Origin of the sequence: Robertmurraya sp. DFI.2.37 (assembly GCF_029211245.1) — a bacterium.
Classification (GTDB): domain Bacteria; phylum Bacillota; class Bacilli; order Bacillales; family Cytobacillaceae; genus Robertmurraya; species Robertmurraya methanolica_A.
Genome location: NZ_JARGEJ010000021.1, coordinates 18,526 through 36,094, shown reverse-complemented (window position 1 = coordinate 36,094; position 17,569 = coordinate 18,526). Strand labels below are relative to the sequence as shown.

Below are 17,569 nucleotides of genomic sequence, written 5' to 3'. Positions count from 1 at the left end.
TTGAAAAATGAGGTGTTTTTAAAGTTGACAAAAGTAGGGTTAGTCATGCGAAAAATCCAATTTACTGAAGCGCAAGGACCACGAATTTTTGCGGAAAGACTTCAAGCGCTAAGCGCTGAACTAGGTGTAGAAGTTGTTTTTATTTCACCGCAAAGACATGTTAGTGGATACGATTGGATTCCAGGCTATGAGCATGAAAAAGGTGATCTCGTCAATTATGACATTGTTCTTGAGCAAATTGAATCACATAAGATTGAACATGTTATTTACACTGTTTCTGGTTTTACTTATTTAAAGATGTTTTTAAAAAATAGCGTTCTTTTTCCCCATAGCTTTCCTGATCCTGCTCTAACGGGGTATGAAATGATGAAGCCGTTTTATCAAATGGTCGATAAGGCAATTGTTCAAACTGAGTTTTTGAAAAGGGAAATGTCACGCAATTTTGGTGTTGAGGATATCTCAGTCATTCCGATAGGTTTTAATGAAGAGCTGGCCAATAAATATTATGATCCGAGTTTAGTCGTCGATAATCGAATTTTATGGATTGGAAGAGACGAAGAAAATCGCCGCCCGGATTTAGTAATTGATTATGCCCGTAACAATCCAGATAAAGAAGTATTTATGGTTTTTGGTGGTGAGAGATACCGAAGTACGATGAAGAAATATAATATTCCAAGTAATGTTAAATTACAATTCGCATTAACACAGGATGAGGTTTTTAAATTGATGAATTCTGCTAAAGTTTATTGGAGCAGTTCGAAATTTGATACGTTTGCCATGCCTTTAACTGAAAGCTTAGCGATGGGAAAAATCGTTGTGAAGCCAGAGCACCCTTGTTATGATCATATAAGTGCCAACCACTCTTTCTCAGGAAATGAGAAAAATTGGTTTGAGTTAGTCAATATGGCAGCAGCACTCCCGCTTAAGACATCAACAGGAAATCGAGACTATGCCTTTGATGCTTTTTCCAGCACCGTCATGAAAGAAGGATATCGCAAGTTCTTTAGCGAATGGTTAAAAGACTAAGTGCTAGGAGTGATTGAGATGCATTCAAGAGCTGAATATCCTTATATATATTTTCATAGTGCGCCTGATATCGTTTTTGTTTATAAAATTGAAACAAACGATTATATAACCATTTCTAATATGCATCAAGGTGGTGATTGGAGTACATATAAGTTGTGCGATTCTTTTGAGGAATTTAACCATTTCGAGGTAGAGCCCATTCAAGGACGCGGATATTTCATCAGTATGGATGATTTACACCATGTCGTTCAAGCAATCAATCGCTATATCCAAAAATATCGCGATACAGCGAAGGATTTGCACCCATATCATCTTGTTTCGTCTGAATCGGGAGCTGGAGCATTAAAATATTCATTACAGAGTCCGAAAAAAGTAATTGGCTTCCCTGATTTCTTGGCGATCGGACCACTGTGGAAAATGAATGAAGCGAGGGGACATGCAGCGCGATTTGAATGGCTAAGGGAAAATATTAATTATGAGGATGAAGATTTTGAACTTGAAGAAAAAGTAAAGAATACGTTGAGAGAGATTGAAGATATTCCAGCTGAGGCTCCTCTTTACATATGGTATAGCTATAATATTGAGGAGCAAATATGTTTGCGCTATTTTCTGAAGCTATTAAACAAAAAGGAAAACGACATCATTCTGATTCATTCGAATCAACAGCTCCATACATCACAACTGGAGCCAGAGTCCTTGCAAGCAATATTTGCAGAGAATAACGATAATGCGCCTTTAACCTTTGCAGAGCGGCATTTCTTACAGGAAGAGTGGAATCGCCTTACGGAGTCAACAGAAGTGCTTCATCTGTGGAAGAATAATGAAATTACACATGTTTCTGAAAACTATTATGATCGCCATTTGATGAAGATGCTGCAAAAGCTTCATGATGATCAAGAGAAGAAGGGTTTTATAAATGCAGGATGGTTGTTGGGAAATATGGTAGATGAATTAGGAGACAACATTAATCTATTTTATTTAGAATATCGGCTTCGCTATTTAATCTATAGTGGACAGCTTGCGTTAAAAGGGATTCCGAAATCGATGAGGCATTATAGTGTGATGCTGCGGTGAATTTTCTTGAAGAGGATATGGTCCTCTGAGGTAACGTTTTTTACATGTGTAGCTTTAATGGTTTGGCAAAGAATTCATTTAAAAAAGGAAGAAGAAGTGGACTAAACTCAATTTCAGGTAGTAAAGTTAAGAGCTAGAAACTTTTTAATCAAATAATTGTGTCTAAAAAGAATGAGTCCACTATGTATATTTTCTGGCTTACATAGTGGACTTTAGTCATCTAGAAGACTTTCGATTATTTCCTTATATTAGAACTTGTGTTCTTGTTTTTAGAAATGAAATAAATAACAGGTGCGAAAAGGATAAGAAATATAGAAATAATAACTACAAAAGGAATGATACCGTAAAAATATAAAATAAAACCTAATGTAATGAGCGTAGTTGCTACATAAAGTGTTTTCGCCATCATTACACCTCCAATTTTCTTTCTCCAACCAACATTTTGCAACATTGTAGCTTCATTTTTATTCCTTTCAATCGTAAAATCCCATTTATAACTATTATACTGGAAAATAGTGTTAGCCGCATTGTTTAAATAAAAATAAACTTTACGATTTTGAAAAAAATTAGGCAAAATTAAAACTATTGCTGATTATTTTACGAATATATAGATATAAGCTTATAAAACTGACTTTTAAAATAGAGTGGTGAAATATGGAAGAGGATGTAAAGCTGATAGAGAAGGTGAAAAAAAGGGGAAGTGAGACAGCAGCGAATCAGCTTGTTTCTAAGTATTACCGTGAAATCTATCAATACGTTTTTAAACAAACTCTTGATCAAGAGCAATCCTATGATTTAACACAAGAAATTTTTATAAATATGCTTCAGGGGCTGCATCAATTTGAAGGAAGTCGAGCCTCATTCCGTACCTGGCTTTATAAGATCGCGACTTATAAAGTAGTAGATTATTTTCGTTCGAAGTATTATAAAACACATCGTCTTTCCATTGATATTACAGATATGGATTTTGCCATCAATGAGGATTTCACTTTAAACCTTGAACATGTGGAAGAAGTTGCAACTATTTTAGAGATTGTACATCAGCTTGAAACATCACTACAACAAATATTTCGCTTAAAGCTCTTTGCTGATTGTACATTTCAGGAAATTGCGGCGATCCTGAATATCCCAGAATCGACTGTGAAAACAAAATATTATCGATGCTTAAAATTTGTGAGAAAAAAAGTGGAAGGGGAGTGTGAGGATGGAGAATAAGAAAAAACTCTCGCTACCGGAAAATGCGAAAATAGAGGAGGAAGTCAATGCAATTGTCATGAAGGGATTGGTTGTACCAGAGCCATTCCATAAACTTCTGCTTAATATGTCTCGTACGATAGGATTTCGTTTCCTTTTTCGAGAAAAAAAGGAAATGACTGTTGTAACGTTACTTATGATGATTTTATTCGTGACTGCCCAAGAGCAAGCTAGTGAAACTACTAATTATTATGGGGTCATCATGCTGCTTTCGCCAATTTTATATGGTCTGCTTTCGATCATTCCTTTGTTGAGTAGCTATATGAATCATACAACTGAAGTGGAAATGACGTGTACGTATAACTTATATCAGTTAGCTGCGTTTCGGATGATTGCTTTCAGTTTATTTTGCTTTCTACTAAATACAGTTTGGGTATTCTTTATGGCAATGAAGCTTTCATCGTTTGCGTTTTTACAAGGCTTTTTAATTGCCACAACTTCACTATTTTTGTTTTCTTTATTGTTTTTATATGCGCTTTCCTTTTTCAAAAGCTTATTAATAAAAGTGGGCGTTATGTTTGGATGGATGGGTTTAAATCTTCTTTTCCTTATTTTTGATTCTATTCGTTATCAGCAATTGTTAGAATCGATCCCTTGGTATTTATACGGAGGCATTATCGTGTTGACTTTTTATCTGTATGTAAAAAAATTAAACAATCTCATGCAAGATCATAAAAAGAGAGGAGTAATTGATTATGTTAACGGTTAATAGTGTTGATAAGAGGTTCGGTAATTTTTCTGTGTTGGAAAATATCGAGCTTGAATTTTCAAACGGGATCTATGGGCTATTAGCCCCGAATGGAGCAGGAAAAACGACCTTAATTAAAATGCTAACAACATTACTTCGCCCTTCTGCTGGCGAAATTTTATACGAGGGTAAAGATATTTATGGGATGGGAGAAAACTATCGACAATTAATCGGCTATCTACCTCAGCAATTTGGATATTATAAAAATTATAATCCCCAGCAGTATTTAGAGTATTTAGCAGCATTAAAAGGAATTCCAAGAAATGAAACGAAAATGAAAATACCTAAACTATTAAAATTGGTTGCTTTAGAGGATGCAATTAAAAAGAAGATGGGAAAATTCTCTGGTGGAATGATTCAAAGGGTCGGCATCGCTCAAGCGATGTTAAATGATCCAAAAATTCTTATTCTTGATGAACCGACTGCGGGATTAGATCCAAAAGAAAGAGTTCGGTTTAGAAATTTATTATCAGATTTAGCTAGGGAGCGCATTGTTATTTTATCTACGCATATCGTGTCAGATGTTGAATCGATAGCAAATGAAATAATTATGATTAAAAGGAAGAAAATTCTATATAAAAGCAGTATCGATCATATTTGTAAACAATTGAATGGCAAAGTATTTGAAACAGAAATGGACTTTAGTGATGTTGCCCGTTTTCGTAAAGAATTTTTGTCCCTTGCTGAGAGACAAGAAAACGGCAAAATGAAGATTCGTTTTATTGCGGAATCAAAGCAATATAAGTATGGAGTGAGTGTCAAGCCAACATTGGAGGATGTTTTTCTTTATCAGTATCAAGACGAAGGTGCAGGAGTGACCAACTAATGCCAATTTGGATCTATGAATTACGCAAAGTGTTTATGTCTCCTGTGATTCTAACATTATTGCTTCTTTTTACCGCATTTAATTTTTTAATCATATTTCAGAATGCCTATATAAAAGAAGAATTGCGAGAGGTTAATCAAATCGCCAGCACTTATGGGACTAAGATTGATGATGCTATGCTTGCTAAATGAAAGCTGATTATGAAGGGCAATTGAAGGAAGTAAACGATATCGCCAAGGAAAAAGTTTCGAAAACGTATGCAACCATGAATGAATTGTTTTCAGATCAAAGCCTGTATGTAAACAGCGTTTTCTCTGAGGAAGAGTTGCAGCTTTTTGCGACCACTTCCTTGTTTGAAATGTATTATGTAAACAGCCTTCATATAGATGAAAACTTTCAGCAACTCGATCCAATTGCTTTCGCTGAAATGGAAATAAGAAAATATGGTTTAAGTGGTGGTGCTGCTCAATTAATTAGAAGCCAGTATGCTAGGTTTAGCGAGCGTTATGCAGATGTTCTACAAAATAAAGAATACAAGCATCTATTTCCGGCACAAAACGAACTCGGCACCCATGAATTATTGTTTAAAACGGTTTTTAAGGTATTTTTACTAGAAGGGGTGATTTTGACGGTACTGGTGACAGCACATGTTATGAATTTTGAATTCGAAAGGGGCACCTATCTTCTTACATATGCGACGAGAAGAGGACGTGCACTGGCGGTTGATAAAATATGGGCTGCATTAATGGCCAATCTCATTTTATTTGCCCTTATCCTCACAACAGGGCTCGTTCTTTATTTTAAGTTATTTTCTTATAAAGAATTTTGGCAAGTACCGATTAGTTCCTTATTTAATGCAGGTCAAAACTGGTTTATGTCATGGTGGAATTTCACGTTTTTACAATATTTACTTGCTACGGTGCTTTTAGCCATCCTCTTAATAATTCTGTTTACATTTATAACGGTTATTTTAGCAAGGTGGATTCGTAATAGTTATTTAGTATTCTTTATTTTTTTTAGTCTTTTTGGAAGTATTTTTGCTATTCAAGGTCTATTTTCAAGCGAGCAAGTTGCGTTGATTTTGAGTTTTTTTACCCCTGTTAATCTTGTATTAAATTCTTTTATTTGGTTTATGTATCAGCCATTAACAGTTAGCGCTTATTTCGAAGTCATTACGGTTGGGGCGTGGCTACTCCTCGTGCTGGCAATCACGTTTATTTGCCAGAAGAGCTTTCAGAAATGCGATTTAAAGTGAAAGGGGTGTTGTAAATTTGCAAATTTTATTACAAGAGATGAAGAAAATCTTTCATCCTATTATGATATTTATTTGTATTTTCATTAATTTACTTATGTACTATTTGTTTATAGAATTTCATATTACTCATTTTCCTAATGGACGACCGGCTCTTGATCATTATCGCATAGCTACAGAAATGGTTCATCAGTATGGTGCTGAACTTGATCAGGAGGAATTTAACCATTTTAAAGACATTTATTAAGAAGAGATTCATAAAGCGGATAAATGGATTCAAGCAAACGATGAATTAAAAGAATTAGGCATTGTTTCATATGAGCAGTTTCAGTCAATGGAAGCTAATCATAAACAGTTTGAAACAATTAAAAATGATCTTATTTTCGAGCAAGAGATTGATCTGTTTTGGGAGATTCCTGTAAGAGAAGAGTTGCTTGAGAACATGGAAATGGTGGAAGAGTACTATGGTTATAGACATCTATTGACAGAGCCAACTGAGAAAGAGGAGCTGAGAATTAAGGAAATTGTTAGCAGCCAAGCGGTCAACTCTATTTTCCCTGCATTTCCTGTAGAGGATAATTTTTTTGAAATTAGCAAATATATTTTAATCACAATCCTAATAAGTGTTATTTTTATGATTTCTCCCATTTTTATAAAGGATTATAAAAACAATTTGATTGCCTTACAATACACCTCTAAAACAGGGAGACGGCTTTTTCGATCGAAAGTAGCAGCAGGAATGCTTTCAGCTTTTATGATTACAACTATTCTAGTTGCAGTTTATTACAGTATCTACTCCACAAATGAGGTAGCGATGTTTTTAAATAGTGGAATCAATTCATTTATGGGAAGTATATATTGGTATGATTTAACGTTTCAACAATTAATCATGATGACGATCATACTTACGTATGTGCTAGTACTCAGCTTTGCTCTTTTAGCCATTGTGGTTTCGAATATTTGTAAAAATTACATTTCGCTTATTGTGCTACAATTGCCAATCTTTGTTACTATCTGTATATTAATTACTAGAGGATATTTACTAGGGGAAGCGTTCCTCATACAAAATTCTCAAATTTATTTATATGCTCTATACTTGCTTTTTGTGTTAATCCCACTATTACTCTGTTTATGGAGACAAAAAGTAGAAGCGAAAATCGATATAACCTATTAAATAAACAGTTGATATCGTTATTAATGTAAAAGGCTTTGTTATAGGTTGATGTTGATTTTGGCTCATTTTTTCTCTGATTCATGAAGCGATAGAGAAAACTTGTTTTCTTACATCGCTTCATGAATCAGAAGACCTTTCAGTATAACTGTTGCACACGAAATGAGCCAAGGATCCTTTAACGAACCATATTGTTTAACAAAGCTAAATAAAAAGGGGTGTTCAAGATGAATTATGTAGATGCATTAAAACAATATATTACAGCGACGAATACGCATGATTTTGCCAATGTAAAAAAGCTTTTGCATCCAGATGCTGTTTATTGGTTTACAGATAAAACATGCACTACCATGGAAGAAATTAGGGCATATTTCGAAAATGCGTGGGAGCTGATCAAGGAGGAGGTCTATTCTGCAAATGATGTCAAATGGATTTCTGTAAATGATCACAGTGCAACCTGCCTTTATCAATATCATTATGAGGGCTACTTAAATGGGAAATACGTGAAAGGAAGCGGGCGTGCAACAAATGTCTTTATCAAGGATGAACATGATCAGTGGAAGCTGCTCCATGAGCATTTAAGTAGTTTGTGAGAAACGATAAGATGGAGCTAACATCATAAGCTCCTTTAGTGCTTCAATTTAAGTCGCGGGGCTTATGGCAATATGAGAATTAAAATATTTGTCATAAATATGGGGGAGAAAATTGACTTATCAAGCGGATAGCGAAAAAAGAGTTTTAACCATGTCATTTGTCTTGTTAATTTATACAGTTTTAAATTGAAAGCAATGGGAAAGAATTTTGTATTTACAGATTTTAATTCTTATTTTTGTTACAATTGCTCTATTTCTTAAATTTCAGGTAACAATAAGAGAAAAATGTTTAGTCTATCAAGTTTCGGTTTTTAATATACCGATTTACTAAAAGACTATAACAGTCACTCAAATTAATAAAATACAATTAATTCGTGGTGGTTGGATACAAAAAGGCGCGATTATTCAAACAAAAAAAGGTTTTAATCTTCGTATCATTCGTTTCCGACCTACGTATATATGTTCCATTTAAGCGATTTCGCTACTCAAAATTCGATTGCTGTTGTCAAGACTAGTGATTATGTGAGCTTAGAGAAATAAAAAGGATATATTTTCCTCTATTTATCTGCGTATCTCAAGTTAGAAGGATGGCTTATTGAAAAAAATTAATAAGTGGGATAATGATGAAGAAGACGAGTAAAGATTGTATTAATGTAATTACAAGATCATGTGTCCACTTTTTGTTCTGTTCGGAATAGCGGTGAAGAAGTCTATGAAAGATCAGGAAAATAACCCAAATAGATAAGATCGATAAGATCATTTCAATAACGGATAAATCAAACAAATTGAATGCCCCCAATCTTGTCACAGCTCAAAAGGAACTGAAGATTTCTTTATCTGAATTTTATAATAAATGAGGAGGGAATGATTTGCAAACTTTTTTTAACTACAATTGGATGGTAAGAAAAGAATGGTATCAATTATGTGAACAGTTAAATGAAGAAGATTTATTGAAACTCCGTGTGGGAGGAATGGGAAGTATATTACACACCTTTTTTCATATTATTGATGTGGAGTGGAGCTGGATTCGAATGCTAGAAGGCAAACCTGATGTTCAGGAGAACTTCGACGACTATAAAAGCTTAAAAGAAATTCGCACTTTGGACGAGCGATATCATTCTGAAGTCTCAGCTTTCGTGAGAGACTGGGATGCGAGCAAGGAAAATCGGATTTTGCGTCTTACCTTAAAAAATGGAAAGGATGTTAGCCATACTTGGGGTGAAGTGGTACGACATATTATTGCCCATGAAATTCATCATATTGGACAATTATCAATTTGGGTAAGAGAAATGGGGATAGAGCCAGTATCGGCAAATGTTATTGGGCGAGGACTCTCGGCTACGCTTGATTCTCTATAAAGCGGCAGTAGAAAAACTTAAAAAATGATGAATAAAAAACCCGTGCAGATTTATGGAACGCACGGATTTTTTAGTACCAAATGATTAAAGAATGGTCATCAAGGAGCCGCCCAATGCTCCAGTTATGACAATGACCCATGGTGGTAACTTCCAAAACACCAGCATGCTAAATAAAACAGCAGCAAAGGCAAAGTCAATTGGCGCTAGGATCGAACTCGTCCATATTGGATGATAAAATGCGGAGATTAAGATTCCAACAACGGCTGCATTAACCCCCATTAATGCTCCTTTTACTTTGGGATTTCGGCGAAGAGCATCCCAAAAAGGCAGTGTTCCAAGGATGAGTAAAAATGCAGGGAGGAAGATCGCGACTGTTGCGAGCAGTCCACCTTGCCAACCATTTATAACGGCACCAAGATAAGCAGCAAAGGTAAAGAGCGGTCCAGGTACTGCTTGTGCTGCTCCATAACCGGCTAAAAATTCATCTTTACTTAACCATCCCGTTGGTACAAACTCACGTTCAAGTAATGGTAGTACAACGTGGCCACCTCCAAAAACAAGGGAACCAGAACGGTAAAAACTATCAAACATGGCGAGCCAATTTAGAGATGTTACTTCTCTTAAGATAGGTAACAGGAAAAGAAGCCCGAAAAATAATGTTAAACATGTAACAGCAAATCCTTTCGAGATAGGAAAATGAATGTTTGAATCTTGGCTATCTTGATGATTTTTATATAAGATGAATCCTATTAAAGCACAAATGAGGATGATCCCCACTTGTGTAAAAGCGGCTTGCCATAATAATGTGGCAACGAGTGCGAATAAAGCTAATGCTTTTCTTTTTAAGTCAGGTGCTAAATTTTTAGCCATCCCTAAAATCGCGTGTGCAACGACGACAACTGCTACTATTTTTAGCCCATGAATCCAACCGGCTTCACTAATATTGAGCCCTTGGAGGAGTAACGCAAAAATAATTAATGCTAGAACTGAGGGGAGAGTAAAACCGATAAAAGAAACGATTCCTCCTATAATTCCCGCTCTCATTACACCGATTCCGATTCCAACCTGGCTACTAGCTGGTCCAGGAAGGAACTGACATAATGCGACTAAGTCTGCATAGCTTTTTTCATCCATCCATTTTCTTCTTTGAATGTATTCAGTATGAAAATATCCTAAGTGTGCTACTGGTCCACCAAATGATGTAAGCCCTAATCTAGTAGAAATGAACAGGATCTCAAGAAGTGCTTTTATCCTGTTGTTCTGCTGGTTTTGTGTCATAGAAATCTCCTTTTTGTTAGTCCTTAATTTCTTTAAAAAGTTCATATGCTTTATTGCGTGCTTCCGTTAAAACTAAACGTCCTTTTTCAGTGATTGTGTAATATTTTCTAATTTTCCCCTCCACATTTCTCTCTTCTTTTAATAGTAGCCCGTCACTTTCCATCGAATGTAAAATAGGATAGAGGGTTCCAGAACTGATGTTATATCCATGCTGTTTTAGTTCATCAAGCATCCAAACACCATAGATCGGATGCTCTTTCGCATGGTGTAAAATATGAATTTGGATGAAGCCGAGAAATAATTTCCTCAATATTTTCTCTTCCAACTTCGCACCCCCGATTGCGAATTTCAATATCGAAAGTCGATATCGAAAACTAATTTTATATGATGTTCGTTATTGTTTTCAATAGCATTTACAAAACCTTTACAAAATTTTATGATTATTTTTTATATGAATGTCCTGATTTTGGTTTTATTATATGTGAAACCAATATTTTACACACTTTTTTCGTGCAGCTATAAAGACCCTCTCGAAGTGATGTGAGTAACTAAGTTATTTTTATACTTTCATCGTAGTGGAGAGGAAGTATACGGTTTAACAAAGCTTTATGAAAAAGATTGAAAAATATATATAAGCATATTATTATATAACTTAAAGCTTATATAATAAGAATTGACTGTAACAACAGAGTAAATTATGGCTCTATTATGGAAGGTGATGGGGATGGGTAAAATAGAAATGGAGAAAGCAGCACATATTTTAAAGCTTTTAGGTGATAAAACTCGTTTAACGATGGTGAAAATATTAAACTCGCACGATTGCTGCGTCTGTGAATTTGTCGCGATGTTTCAAATGAGTCAGCCTGCCATCAGTCAGCATATGAGAAAGTTAAAGGATGCTGGGATTGTTGGCGAGACGAAAAGAGGACAGTGGGTCATCTATTCTTTAATTAAAGATGGTGACATGTATCCATTTGTACAAGCTATTCTTGACAATCTTCCTGATCAAGAATATAGATTACAGCTGCTTGAAGAAAAAGGGTTACGCATTTCTTGCGATTAAGGGGGAACAATTTTGACATCAGTGTTTTTAGCTTCCACGATTTTTTTAGTAACGCTTATTTTAGTGATATGGCAACCGAAAGGGTTATCGATTGGTTGGTCTGCCTGTGCCGGAGCTGTTTTAGCTTTACTTGTAGGAGTGGTTGATTTTCAAGATGTTTTAGACGTCACATCGATTGTTTGGAATGCAACACTCGCTTTTATTGCTATCATTATGATTTCATTAATATTAGATGAAATTGGTTTTTTTGAGTGGTCAGCTCTTCATATGGCGAGAGCTGCTAAAGGAAACGGAGTTCTAATGTTCGTCTATGTATCTATTCTTGGCGCATTAGTGGCTGCCTTTTTTGCAAACGATGGTGCCGCACTCATTTTGACTCCTATCGTTTTGGCAATGGTTAGAAATCTAAAATTTAACGAAAAAATGGTTTTTCCATTCATCATTGCTAGTGGATTTATTGCAGATACGACATCACTTCCGTTAGTCGTAAGTAACTTGGTTAATATCGTTTCAGCAGATTTTTTTGGTATTGGTTTTGCAGAGTTTGCTTCAAGGATGATTATTCCGAACTTCTTTTCATTAGCAGCAAGTATCTTGGTTTTATATCTATTTTTCCGTAAAAGTATTCCAAAACAATATGATTTGTCCCAATTGAAAAAGCCAGTTGAAGTCATTCGAGATGAAAAAATGTTTCGATTATCTTGGGTTGTGTTAGGAATACTACTAATTGGCTATTTTGCTAGTGAATTTACAGGAATCCCTGTGTCCATTATCGCAAGTATCGTCGCAATCTTTTTCCTTTTCATGGCTAGAAGAAGCCATGCTGTTAACACTCGTACCGTTATTAAAGGTGCGCCTTGGGCGATCGTCTTTTTCTCAATTGGAATGTATGTTGTTGTTTATGGATTAAGAAATGAAGGGCTAACCAATATCTTAGCTGATTTGATTCAAGTAACTGCTGATCAAGGGTTGTTTGCAGCCACTGTTGGAATGGGATTCATAGCTGCGATTCTTTCTTCCATTATGAATAACATGCCAACCGTCATGATTGATGCATTAGCTATTGCAGATACAAATACAACTGGTGTGATAAGAGAAGCACTTATTTATGCCAATGTCATTGGGTCAGATTTAGGTCCAAAAATTACACCAATCGGTTCTCTTGCAACCTTGCTATGGTTGCATGTCCTTTCACAAAAAGGGGTTAAGATATCTTGGGGAACCTATTTTAAAACAGGTATTGTTTTAACCATTCCAACACTGTTTATTACATTAGTTGGTTTATATATATGGTTGTTATTCATTCACTAATTAATAAAGGAGAAATACATTATGTCTAAGAAAACAATTTACTTTTTATGTACAGGTAATTCTTGCAGAAGCCAAATGGCTGAAGGATGGGCAAAGAAATATCTAGGTGATGAGTGGAACGTGCACAGTGCAGGGATTGAAGCACATGGATTAAACCCAAATGCTGTAAAAGCTATGAAAGAAGCCGGAATTGACATTTCAAATCAAACATCTGATATTATTGACCCTGAAATTTTAAATAATGCTGATCTAGTTGTTACATTATGCGGGGATGCTGCCGATAAATGCCCGATGACACCTCCTCACGTTAAACGCGAGCACTGGGGATTTGATGACCCAGCTAAGGCGGAAGGAACAGAAGAAGAAAAGTGGGCTTTCTTCCAACGTGTACGTGATGAAGTGGGAGACAGAATCAAACGTTTTGGTGAATCTGGAGAATAATACAATTAAATAACCAAGAGAGGTTTCTCTTGGTTTTCTTCTTATCTTAGTATAAGTATATGCTTATTTAATATTATAATTGGAGGTTTTAAAATGAAAAAAGTTGAAATCTTTGACCCTGCAATGTGCTGTTCAACAGGAGTATGTGGTCCCAGTGTAGATCCAGAATTGACAAGAGTGGCATCTGCCGTTTATTCATTAGAGAAAAGAGGCTTCGATATCAAACGATATCAACTAACAAGTGATCCTGATAAATTCGCTGAAAATAAAGAAGTAAATAGCGTTTTACATGAAAAAGGACCTGATGCCTTACCTGTTATTTTAGTTAATGATCAGGTTGTTAAAGTTGGGAGCTATCCAACAAACGAGGAATTTGCAGAATGGTTTAATGTAAAACCAGAAGAATTAAATGAAAAACCAAAAGCTCGCCTTTCTATTGATTTAAATTCACTGAAATAAGAAAGAAGGGGAAATAATGTTTCAATCTTTCCATCCAAAGAATGTAGTCAATACGCCATTTCTTTTTTTAACTGGAAAAGGCGGGGTAGGGAAAACATCAACGGCTTGTGCAACGGCTGTTGCATTAGCTGATAGTGGAAAAAAGGTTTTATTGATTAGCACAGACCCTGCTTCTAACCTGCAAGACGTATTTGAAATAGAACTAACAAACTCACCAAAAGAGGTTCCAGCTGTTGAAAATTTATATGCGAGTAATTTAGATCCGGTAAGCTCAGCAAGAGCTTATCGTGAAAAAGTTGTCGGTCCATATCGCGGAAAACTTCCTGAATCTGTTGTTGCCACAATGGAAGAACAATTATCGGGAGCCTGTACAGTTGAGATTGCTGCATTTGATGAATTTACAAATTTGCTCACAAATACCGAAGTCGTTAATCAGTATGACCATATTATTTTTGATACTGCCCCAACAGGTCATACACTGCGTCTTTTACAGCTTCCAACGGCTTGGAATGGATTCTTAGAAGAAAGCACACATGGTGCTTCATGTTTAGGCCCTTTATCAGGGCTAGCTGATAAAAAAGATCTTTATTCGAGCGCAGTAGAGGTTCTTTCCGATCCAAGCAAAACCACTTTACTGCTAGTAACAAGGCCTGATGTTTCTTCTCTAACAGAAGCAGATCGTGCAGCAAAGGAACTGAAGGAGATTGGTATAAAAAACCAGATTCTCATCGTTAATGGTCTTCTTCAGGCACATCTTGAAGAGGATGAAGTATCATCGACCTTTTATCATCGACAAAGAAAAGCATTACAGCAGATACCAGAAAATTTAAAGCAAATTGTCATTTATTCGTTACCGTTTGTATCCTATTCCCTAACAGGTTTGGAAAATCTAAGATATCTATTTAAACAATACTCCATGTCATCAACGGAATTAACCCTAGAAGATGGAACTGATAATCTTCCAATATTGGATGAAGTGATTAATGATTTCTCATCCAATAATACAAGGTTGATCTTTACGATGGGGAAAGGTGGAGTAGGAAAAACAACGGTAGCTTCTGCGATTGCGGTTGGTTTGGTTGAAACAGGTCATCGAGTTCACCTAACAACAACAGATCCCGCTGCTCATCTAGGTTACCAATTCCAAAGTGAACAATTGAATCAAAATTTAACGATTAGCAGCATTAATCCCAAAGATGAAGTCGAGAAATATAAGGCAGAAGTTTTATCTAAAGCAAGCAGAGATTTAGATGAAGCTGGACTTGAGTATTTAGAAGAAGATCTTAATTCACCTTGTACGGAGGAAATAGCAGTATTTCGAGCTTTTGCAGAAGTTGTAGCTAAATCCGAAAATGAAATAGTCGTTATTGACACAGCCCCAACAGGACATACCCTCCTGTTGTTAGATGCTGCACAGTCGTATAGTAAAGAAATTGCTAGATCAACAGGAGAAGTTCCTGCAAGTGTAATAAAATTGCTTCCTCAAATTCGAAATCCAAAAGAAACAGCAGTTGTGATTGTCACACTTGCTGAAGCAACACCTGTGTTAGAAGCATCTCGATTACAAGATGATCTCAGACGAGCAAATATAGACCCAAAATGGTGGGTAATTAATCAAAGTCTATCTGCTACAAATACGAAGGATCCTGTATTAAGAGGGAAAGCCATAGCAGAAAAAAAGTGGATTCATGAAGTTAATAAAAATCTAGCTGAAAAATGTGCGATTATTCCATGGCTACAAGAAGAAAAAATTGGGTACGAAAAGCTAAAAGACTACATTAATTAATCTGCAGGTGAATGGATATGGAAAAGGTTGTCATTTAGGAACGGGTCCAGCAGGATTAACAGCTGCTATTTATTTGGCGCGTGCAAATATGAAACCTCTAGTTATTGAAGGAGATCAGCCAGGAGGACAATTGACATTAACAACAGAGGTTGAAAACTTCCCTGGGTTTATAGATGGCATTATGGGACCAGAACTGATGGATAACATGAGAAAACAAGCAGAGCGTTTTGGAGCTGAATTTAAAAGAGGTTGGGTTACGGATGTTAACTTATCTCAAAAACCTTATCGCTTGCAAGTTAGTGGTTTAGGAGAAATTGAGACCGAATCCCTTATCCTTTCGACAGGTGCTTCTGCAAAACTTCTAAATATACCAGGAGAGAAAGAAAACATAGGCCGAGGTGTTAGTTACCTGTGCCACTTGTGATGGATTTTTCTTTCGAGGTAAAAAGGTTATCATCGTTGGCGGGGGGATTCTGCAATGGAAGAAGCAAATTTCTTAACGAAGTTTGCAAGTGAAGTGATTGTTGTTCATAGAAGAGATGAACTTCGTGCTTCAAAAATCATGCAGGATCGTGCGAGAGAAAATTCAAAAGTATCTTGGGAACTTAATAAAACACCATTAGAAGTAATTGCTGGTGAAAATGGAGTTAAAGGACTAAAAGTTAAAAATAATAAAACCAACGAAGAAGAGATTATTGAAACTGATGGAATTTTTGTTGCTATTGGACATACACCAAATACAGCATTCTTAAATGGTCAAATAGACACAGATGAAACGGGCTATATCAATGTGGTACCTGGTACGACTGATACCAATATACCTGGGGTCTTTGCCTGTGGAGATGTTCAAGATAAAAAATACCGTCAAGCGATTACGGCTGCGGGTACTGGCTGTATGGCAGCTTTAGATGCTGAAAGATATCTAGAAGGAAATGCTGTACATGATTGGAGTAAATCTTTATAACCGGAGGATGAACAATGACAACTAAGAATTATCATGAATTATTTAAAGAGCGTATTTATATTGGTGGTGCAGACGATGTCCAAGATTTGATGGGAAATGAAAAAGTAGATATTGTCTTTGATCTAAGAGCAGAAGCACCTGCAAATGAATCGAAATATAATCGTGTTCATAGTCCAATCGTTGATAATGCAGATCATCAAGATGAATCCGTTAAGAAATCCATCGATCGGGTAGTAAATGCGTATAATGAAGGGAAAAATGTGTATTTTCACTGCCAAGGAGGGAGCAATCGGACGGGAACGATTGCGATAGGAACACTACTAGCTTTAGGAAAGGCTAGCAGCATTGAAGAAGCAGAAGAAATGGCTAAAACAGCAAGACCGAAAATTAATGTAAAACCAGAGATGAAAGAAACTTTAACAAGAATCTTTCCAAATGCATAATAAAGTTTAGGAGGAGAAATAAATGAAAATCACAGATGGTGCTAAGCAATTATTAGAAAATGTGTTAAGTCAAAATGGTGCAGAGGGAATCCGTCTATACTCAGTAGCTGGTTGCTGCGGGCCGCAATTTGCGATTTCCCTGGATCAACCAAAGGAATCTGATAAAATTGAAACCATTAATGGAATTAAAGTTGCATTCGATTCACAAGTTACCGGTACGGAGGAATTAACTTTAGACAAAGAAGAAAATCAAGACGGGGCTGGATTAGTTTTATTAGGCGGCAGTAACTGTTGCTAAAAGGAAAACCATTTAAAATTAAAATTAGGGTAATAACTATAGGTGGAACTGTCATTGTGGCAGCTTTTTCTTTTTATCTAAAGTTTAAAAATCAGGGATTTATATCCCAAAAAAATGGATTACCGTATAAAATCCGCGTTTTGTCGGCAGGACCCCATGCCCATCAAGCGAAGTTAAAATCATACCCTCAAAATGAAAAAACGCTATGCTTATCGTAAGAAGTT

General features: G+C 36.0%; 20 protein-coding genes and 1 pseudogene. 19 read left to right on the top strand and 2 right to left on the bottom strand.

Annotated features, from left to right (window positions below):
* Positions 1 to 24: 24 nt before the first annotated feature.
* From PZE06_RS12920 to PZE06_RS12875, 10 genes are all read left to right on the top strand, one after another.
* The gene (locus PZE06_RS12920; RefSeq protein ID WP_095306340.1) at positions 25 to 1,026 is read left to right on the top strand and encodes a glycosyltransferase; all 1,002 of its coding nucleotides are present in this window, start codon (positions 25 to 27) and stop codon (positions 1,024 to 1,026) included.
* A gap of 18 nt (positions 1,027 to 1,044) precedes the next feature.
* The gene (locus PZE06_RS12915) at positions 1,045 to 2,100 is read left to right on the top strand and encodes a DUF1835 domain-containing protein (protein ID WP_150916052.1); all 1,056 of its coding nucleotides are present in this window, start codon (positions 1,045 to 1,047) and stop codon (positions 2,098 to 2,100) included.
* A 654-nt stretch (positions 2,101 to 2,754) separates the two neighbouring features.
* Entirely contained in the window at positions 2,755 to 3,315 is a 561-nt protein-coding gene (locus PZE06_RS12910) for an RNA polymerase sigma factor (protein WP_150916054.1), read from the top strand.
* The gene (locus PZE06_RS12905; protein ID WP_095306133.1) at positions 3,305 to 4,063 is read left to right on the top strand and encodes a hypothetical protein; all 759 of its coding nucleotides are present in this window, start codon (positions 3,305 to 3,307) and stop codon (positions 4,061 to 4,063) included. The genes PZE06_RS12910 and PZE06_RS12905 overlap by 11 nt, the downstream gene beginning before the upstream one ends.
* On the top strand, positions 4,050 to 4,928 hold the full coding sequence (locus PZE06_RS12900) for an ABC transporter ATP-binding protein (RefSeq protein ID WP_095306132.1): 879 nt from the start codon (positions 4,050 to 4,052) through the stop codon (positions 4,926 to 4,928). Before PZE06_RS12905 ends, PZE06_RS12900 begins: the two co-directional genes overlap by 14 nt.
* Positions 4,928 to 5,119, top strand: coding sequence for a hypothetical protein (locus tag PZE06_RS12895; RefSeq protein WP_150916056.1), 192 nt, complete (start codon positions 4,928 to 4,930; stop codon positions 5,117 to 5,119). Before PZE06_RS12900 ends, PZE06_RS12895 begins: the two co-directional genes overlap by 1 nt.
* Positions 5,116 to 6,183 carry a hypothetical protein gene (locus PZE06_RS12890; protein ID WP_150916058.1) on the top strand — a complete coding sequence of 356 codons (1,068 nt, stop codon included), beginning with the start codon at positions 5,116 to 5,118 and terminating at the stop codon, positions 6,181 to 6,183. Before PZE06_RS12895 ends, PZE06_RS12890 begins: the two co-directional genes overlap by 4 nt.
* A 331-nt stretch (positions 6,184 to 6,514) precedes the next feature.
* Positions 6,515 to 7,354 (top strand): hypothetical protein, encoded by an 840-nt coding sequence (locus tag PZE06_RS12885; protein WP_150916062.1) that lies wholly within the window; start codon positions 6,515 to 6,517, stop codon positions 7,352 to 7,354.
* Positions 7,355 to 7,578: 224 nt separating this feature from the next.
* A complete protein-coding gene (locus PZE06_RS12880; RefSeq protein ID WP_095306129.1) occupies positions 7,579 to 7,944 on the top strand; it encodes a YybH family protein in 366 nt (121 codons plus the stop codon).
* An 869-nt stretch (positions 7,945 to 8,813) separates the two neighbouring features.
* Positions 8,814 to 9,302 (top strand): DinB family protein, encoded by a 489-nt coding sequence (locus PZE06_RS12875; protein ID WP_095306128.1) that lies wholly within the window; start codon positions 8,814 to 8,816, stop codon positions 9,300 to 9,302.
* 84 nt (positions 9,303 to 9,386) lie between these two features.
* On the opposite strand, the gene PZE06_RS12870 is transcribed toward PZE06_RS12875, so the two are convergent.
* The gene (locus PZE06_RS12870; protein ID WP_095306127.1) at positions 9,387 to 10,580 is read right to left on the bottom strand and encodes a chromate transporter; all 1,194 of its coding nucleotides are present in this window, start codon (positions 10,578 to 10,580) and stop codon (positions 9,387 to 9,389) included.
* Positions 10,581 to 10,596: 16 nt separating this feature from the next.
* A complete protein-coding gene (locus tag PZE06_RS12865; RefSeq protein WP_095306126.1) occupies positions 10,597 to 10,905 on the bottom strand; it encodes a PadR family transcriptional regulator in 309 nt (102 codons plus the stop codon).
* A 393-nt stretch (positions 10,906 to 11,298) separates the two neighbouring features.
* Between PZE06_RS12865 and PZE06_RS12860 the strand changes: the two genes are divergently transcribed.
* The 9 genes and pseudogenes from PZE06_RS12860 (at position 11,299) to PZE06_RS12820 (ending at position 17,563) form a co-directional block, all read left to right on the top strand.
* Entirely contained in the window at positions 11,299 to 11,643 is a 345-nt protein-coding gene (locus tag PZE06_RS12860) for an ArsR/SmtB family transcription factor (protein WP_150916110.1), read from the top strand.
* Positions 11,644 to 11,655: 12 nt separating this feature from the next.
* The gene (locus PZE06_RS12855; RefSeq protein WP_150916064.1) at positions 11,656 to 12,954 is read left to right on the top strand and encodes an arsenic transporter; all 1,299 of its coding nucleotides are present in this window, start codon (positions 11,656 to 11,658) and stop codon (positions 12,952 to 12,954) included.
* A gap of 21 nt (positions 12,955 to 12,975) precedes the next feature.
* Entirely contained in the window at positions 12,976 to 13,395 is a 420-nt protein-coding gene (gene arsC, locus PZE06_RS12850) for an arsenate reductase (thioredoxin) (protein ID WP_150916066.1), read from the top strand.
* 93 nt (positions 13,396 to 13,488) lie between these two features.
* Positions 13,489 to 13,854 carry an arsenite efflux transporter metallochaperone ArsD gene (gene arsD, locus PZE06_RS12845; protein ID WP_150916068.1) on the top strand — a complete coding sequence of 122 codons (366 nt, stop codon included), beginning with the start codon at positions 13,489 to 13,491 and terminating at the stop codon, positions 13,852 to 13,854.
* Positions 13,855 to 13,870: 16 nt separating this feature from the next.
* Positions 13,871 to 15,640: an arsenical pump-driving ATPase gene (gene arsA / locus PZE06_RS12840; protein WP_150916070.1), complete on the top strand. Its 1,770-nt coding sequence runs from the start codon at positions 13,871 to 13,873 to the stop codon at positions 15,638 to 15,640.
* Between the two features lie 7 nt (positions 15,641 to 15,647).
* Positions 15,648 to 16,604 (top strand): annotated as a pseudogene (locus PZE06_RS12835) (NAD(P)/FAD-dependent oxidoreductase).
* A gap of 14 nt (positions 16,605 to 16,618) precedes the next feature.
* Positions 16,619 to 17,047 (top strand): protein-tyrosine phosphatase family protein, encoded by a 429-nt coding sequence (locus tag PZE06_RS12830; RefSeq protein WP_150916072.1) that lies wholly within the window; start codon positions 16,619 to 16,621, stop codon positions 17,045 to 17,047.
* Between the two features lie 22 nt (positions 17,048 to 17,069).
* Positions 17,070 to 17,345, top strand: coding sequence for an iron-sulfur cluster assembly accessory protein (locus PZE06_RS12825; protein ID WP_150916074.1), 276 nt, complete (start codon positions 17,070 to 17,072; stop codon positions 17,343 to 17,345).
* Entirely contained in the window at positions 17,339 to 17,563 is a 225-nt protein-coding gene (locus tag PZE06_RS12820; protein WP_150916076.1) for a hypothetical protein, read from the top strand. The genes PZE06_RS12825 and PZE06_RS12820 overlap by 7 nt, the downstream gene beginning before the upstream one ends.
* Positions 17,564 to 17,569: the final 6 nt, after the last annotated feature.

Coding starts and splice junctions, on each gene's coding strand:
- PZE06_RS12915 (WP_150916052.1), top strand. CDS start 1,045: ATGCATTCAAGAGCTGAATATCCTTATATATATTTTCATAGTGCGCCT.
- PZE06_RS12910 (WP_150916054.1), top strand. CDS start 2,755: ATGGAAGAGGATGTAAAGCTGATAGAGAAGGTGAAAAAAAGGGGAAGT.
- PZE06_RS12905 (WP_095306133.1), top strand. CDS start 3,305: ATGGAGAATAAGAAAAAACTCTCGCTACCGGAAAATGCGAAAATAGAG.
- PZE06_RS12900 (WP_095306132.1), top strand. CDS start 4,050: ATGTTAACGGTTAATAGTGTTGATAAGAGGTTCGGTAATTTTTCTGTG.
- PZE06_RS12895 (WP_150916056.1), top strand. CDS start 4,928: ATGCCAATTTGGATCTATGAATTACGCAAAGTGTTTATGTCTCCTGTG.
- PZE06_RS12890 (WP_150916058.1), top strand. CDS start 5,116: ATGAAAGCTGATTATGAAGGGCAATTGAAGGAAGTAAACGATATCGCC.
- PZE06_RS12885 (WP_150916062.1), top strand. CDS start 6,515: ATGGAAGCTAATCATAAACAGTTTGAAACAATTAAAAATGATCTTATT.
- PZE06_RS12880 (WP_095306129.1), top strand. CDS start 7,579: ATGAATTATGTAGATGCATTAAAACAATATATTACAGCGACGAATACG.
- PZE06_RS12870 (WP_095306127.1), bottom strand. CDS start 10,580: ATGACACAAAACCAGCAGAACAACAGGATAAAAGCACTTCTTGAGATC.
- PZE06_RS12860 (WP_150916110.1), top strand. CDS start 11,299: ATGGGGATGGGTAAAATAGAAATGGAGAAAGCAGCACATATTTTAAAG.
- arsC (WP_150916066.1), top strand. CDS start 12,976: ATGTCTAAGAAAACAATTTACTTTTTATGTACAGGTAATTCTTGCAGA.
- arsD (WP_150916068.1), top strand. CDS start 13,489: ATGAAAAAAGTTGAAATCTTTGACCCTGCAATGTGCTGTTCAACAGGA.
- arsA (WP_150916070.1), top strand. CDS start 13,871: ATGTTTCAATCTTTCCATCCAAAGAATGTAGTCAATACGCCATTTCTT.
- PZE06_RS12830 (WP_150916072.1), top strand. CDS start 16,619: ATGACAACTAAGAATTATCATGAATTATTTAAAGAGCGTATTTATATT.
- PZE06_RS12825 (WP_150916074.1), top strand. CDS start 17,070: ATGAAAATCACAGATGGTGCTAAGCAATTATTAGAAAATGTGTTAAGT.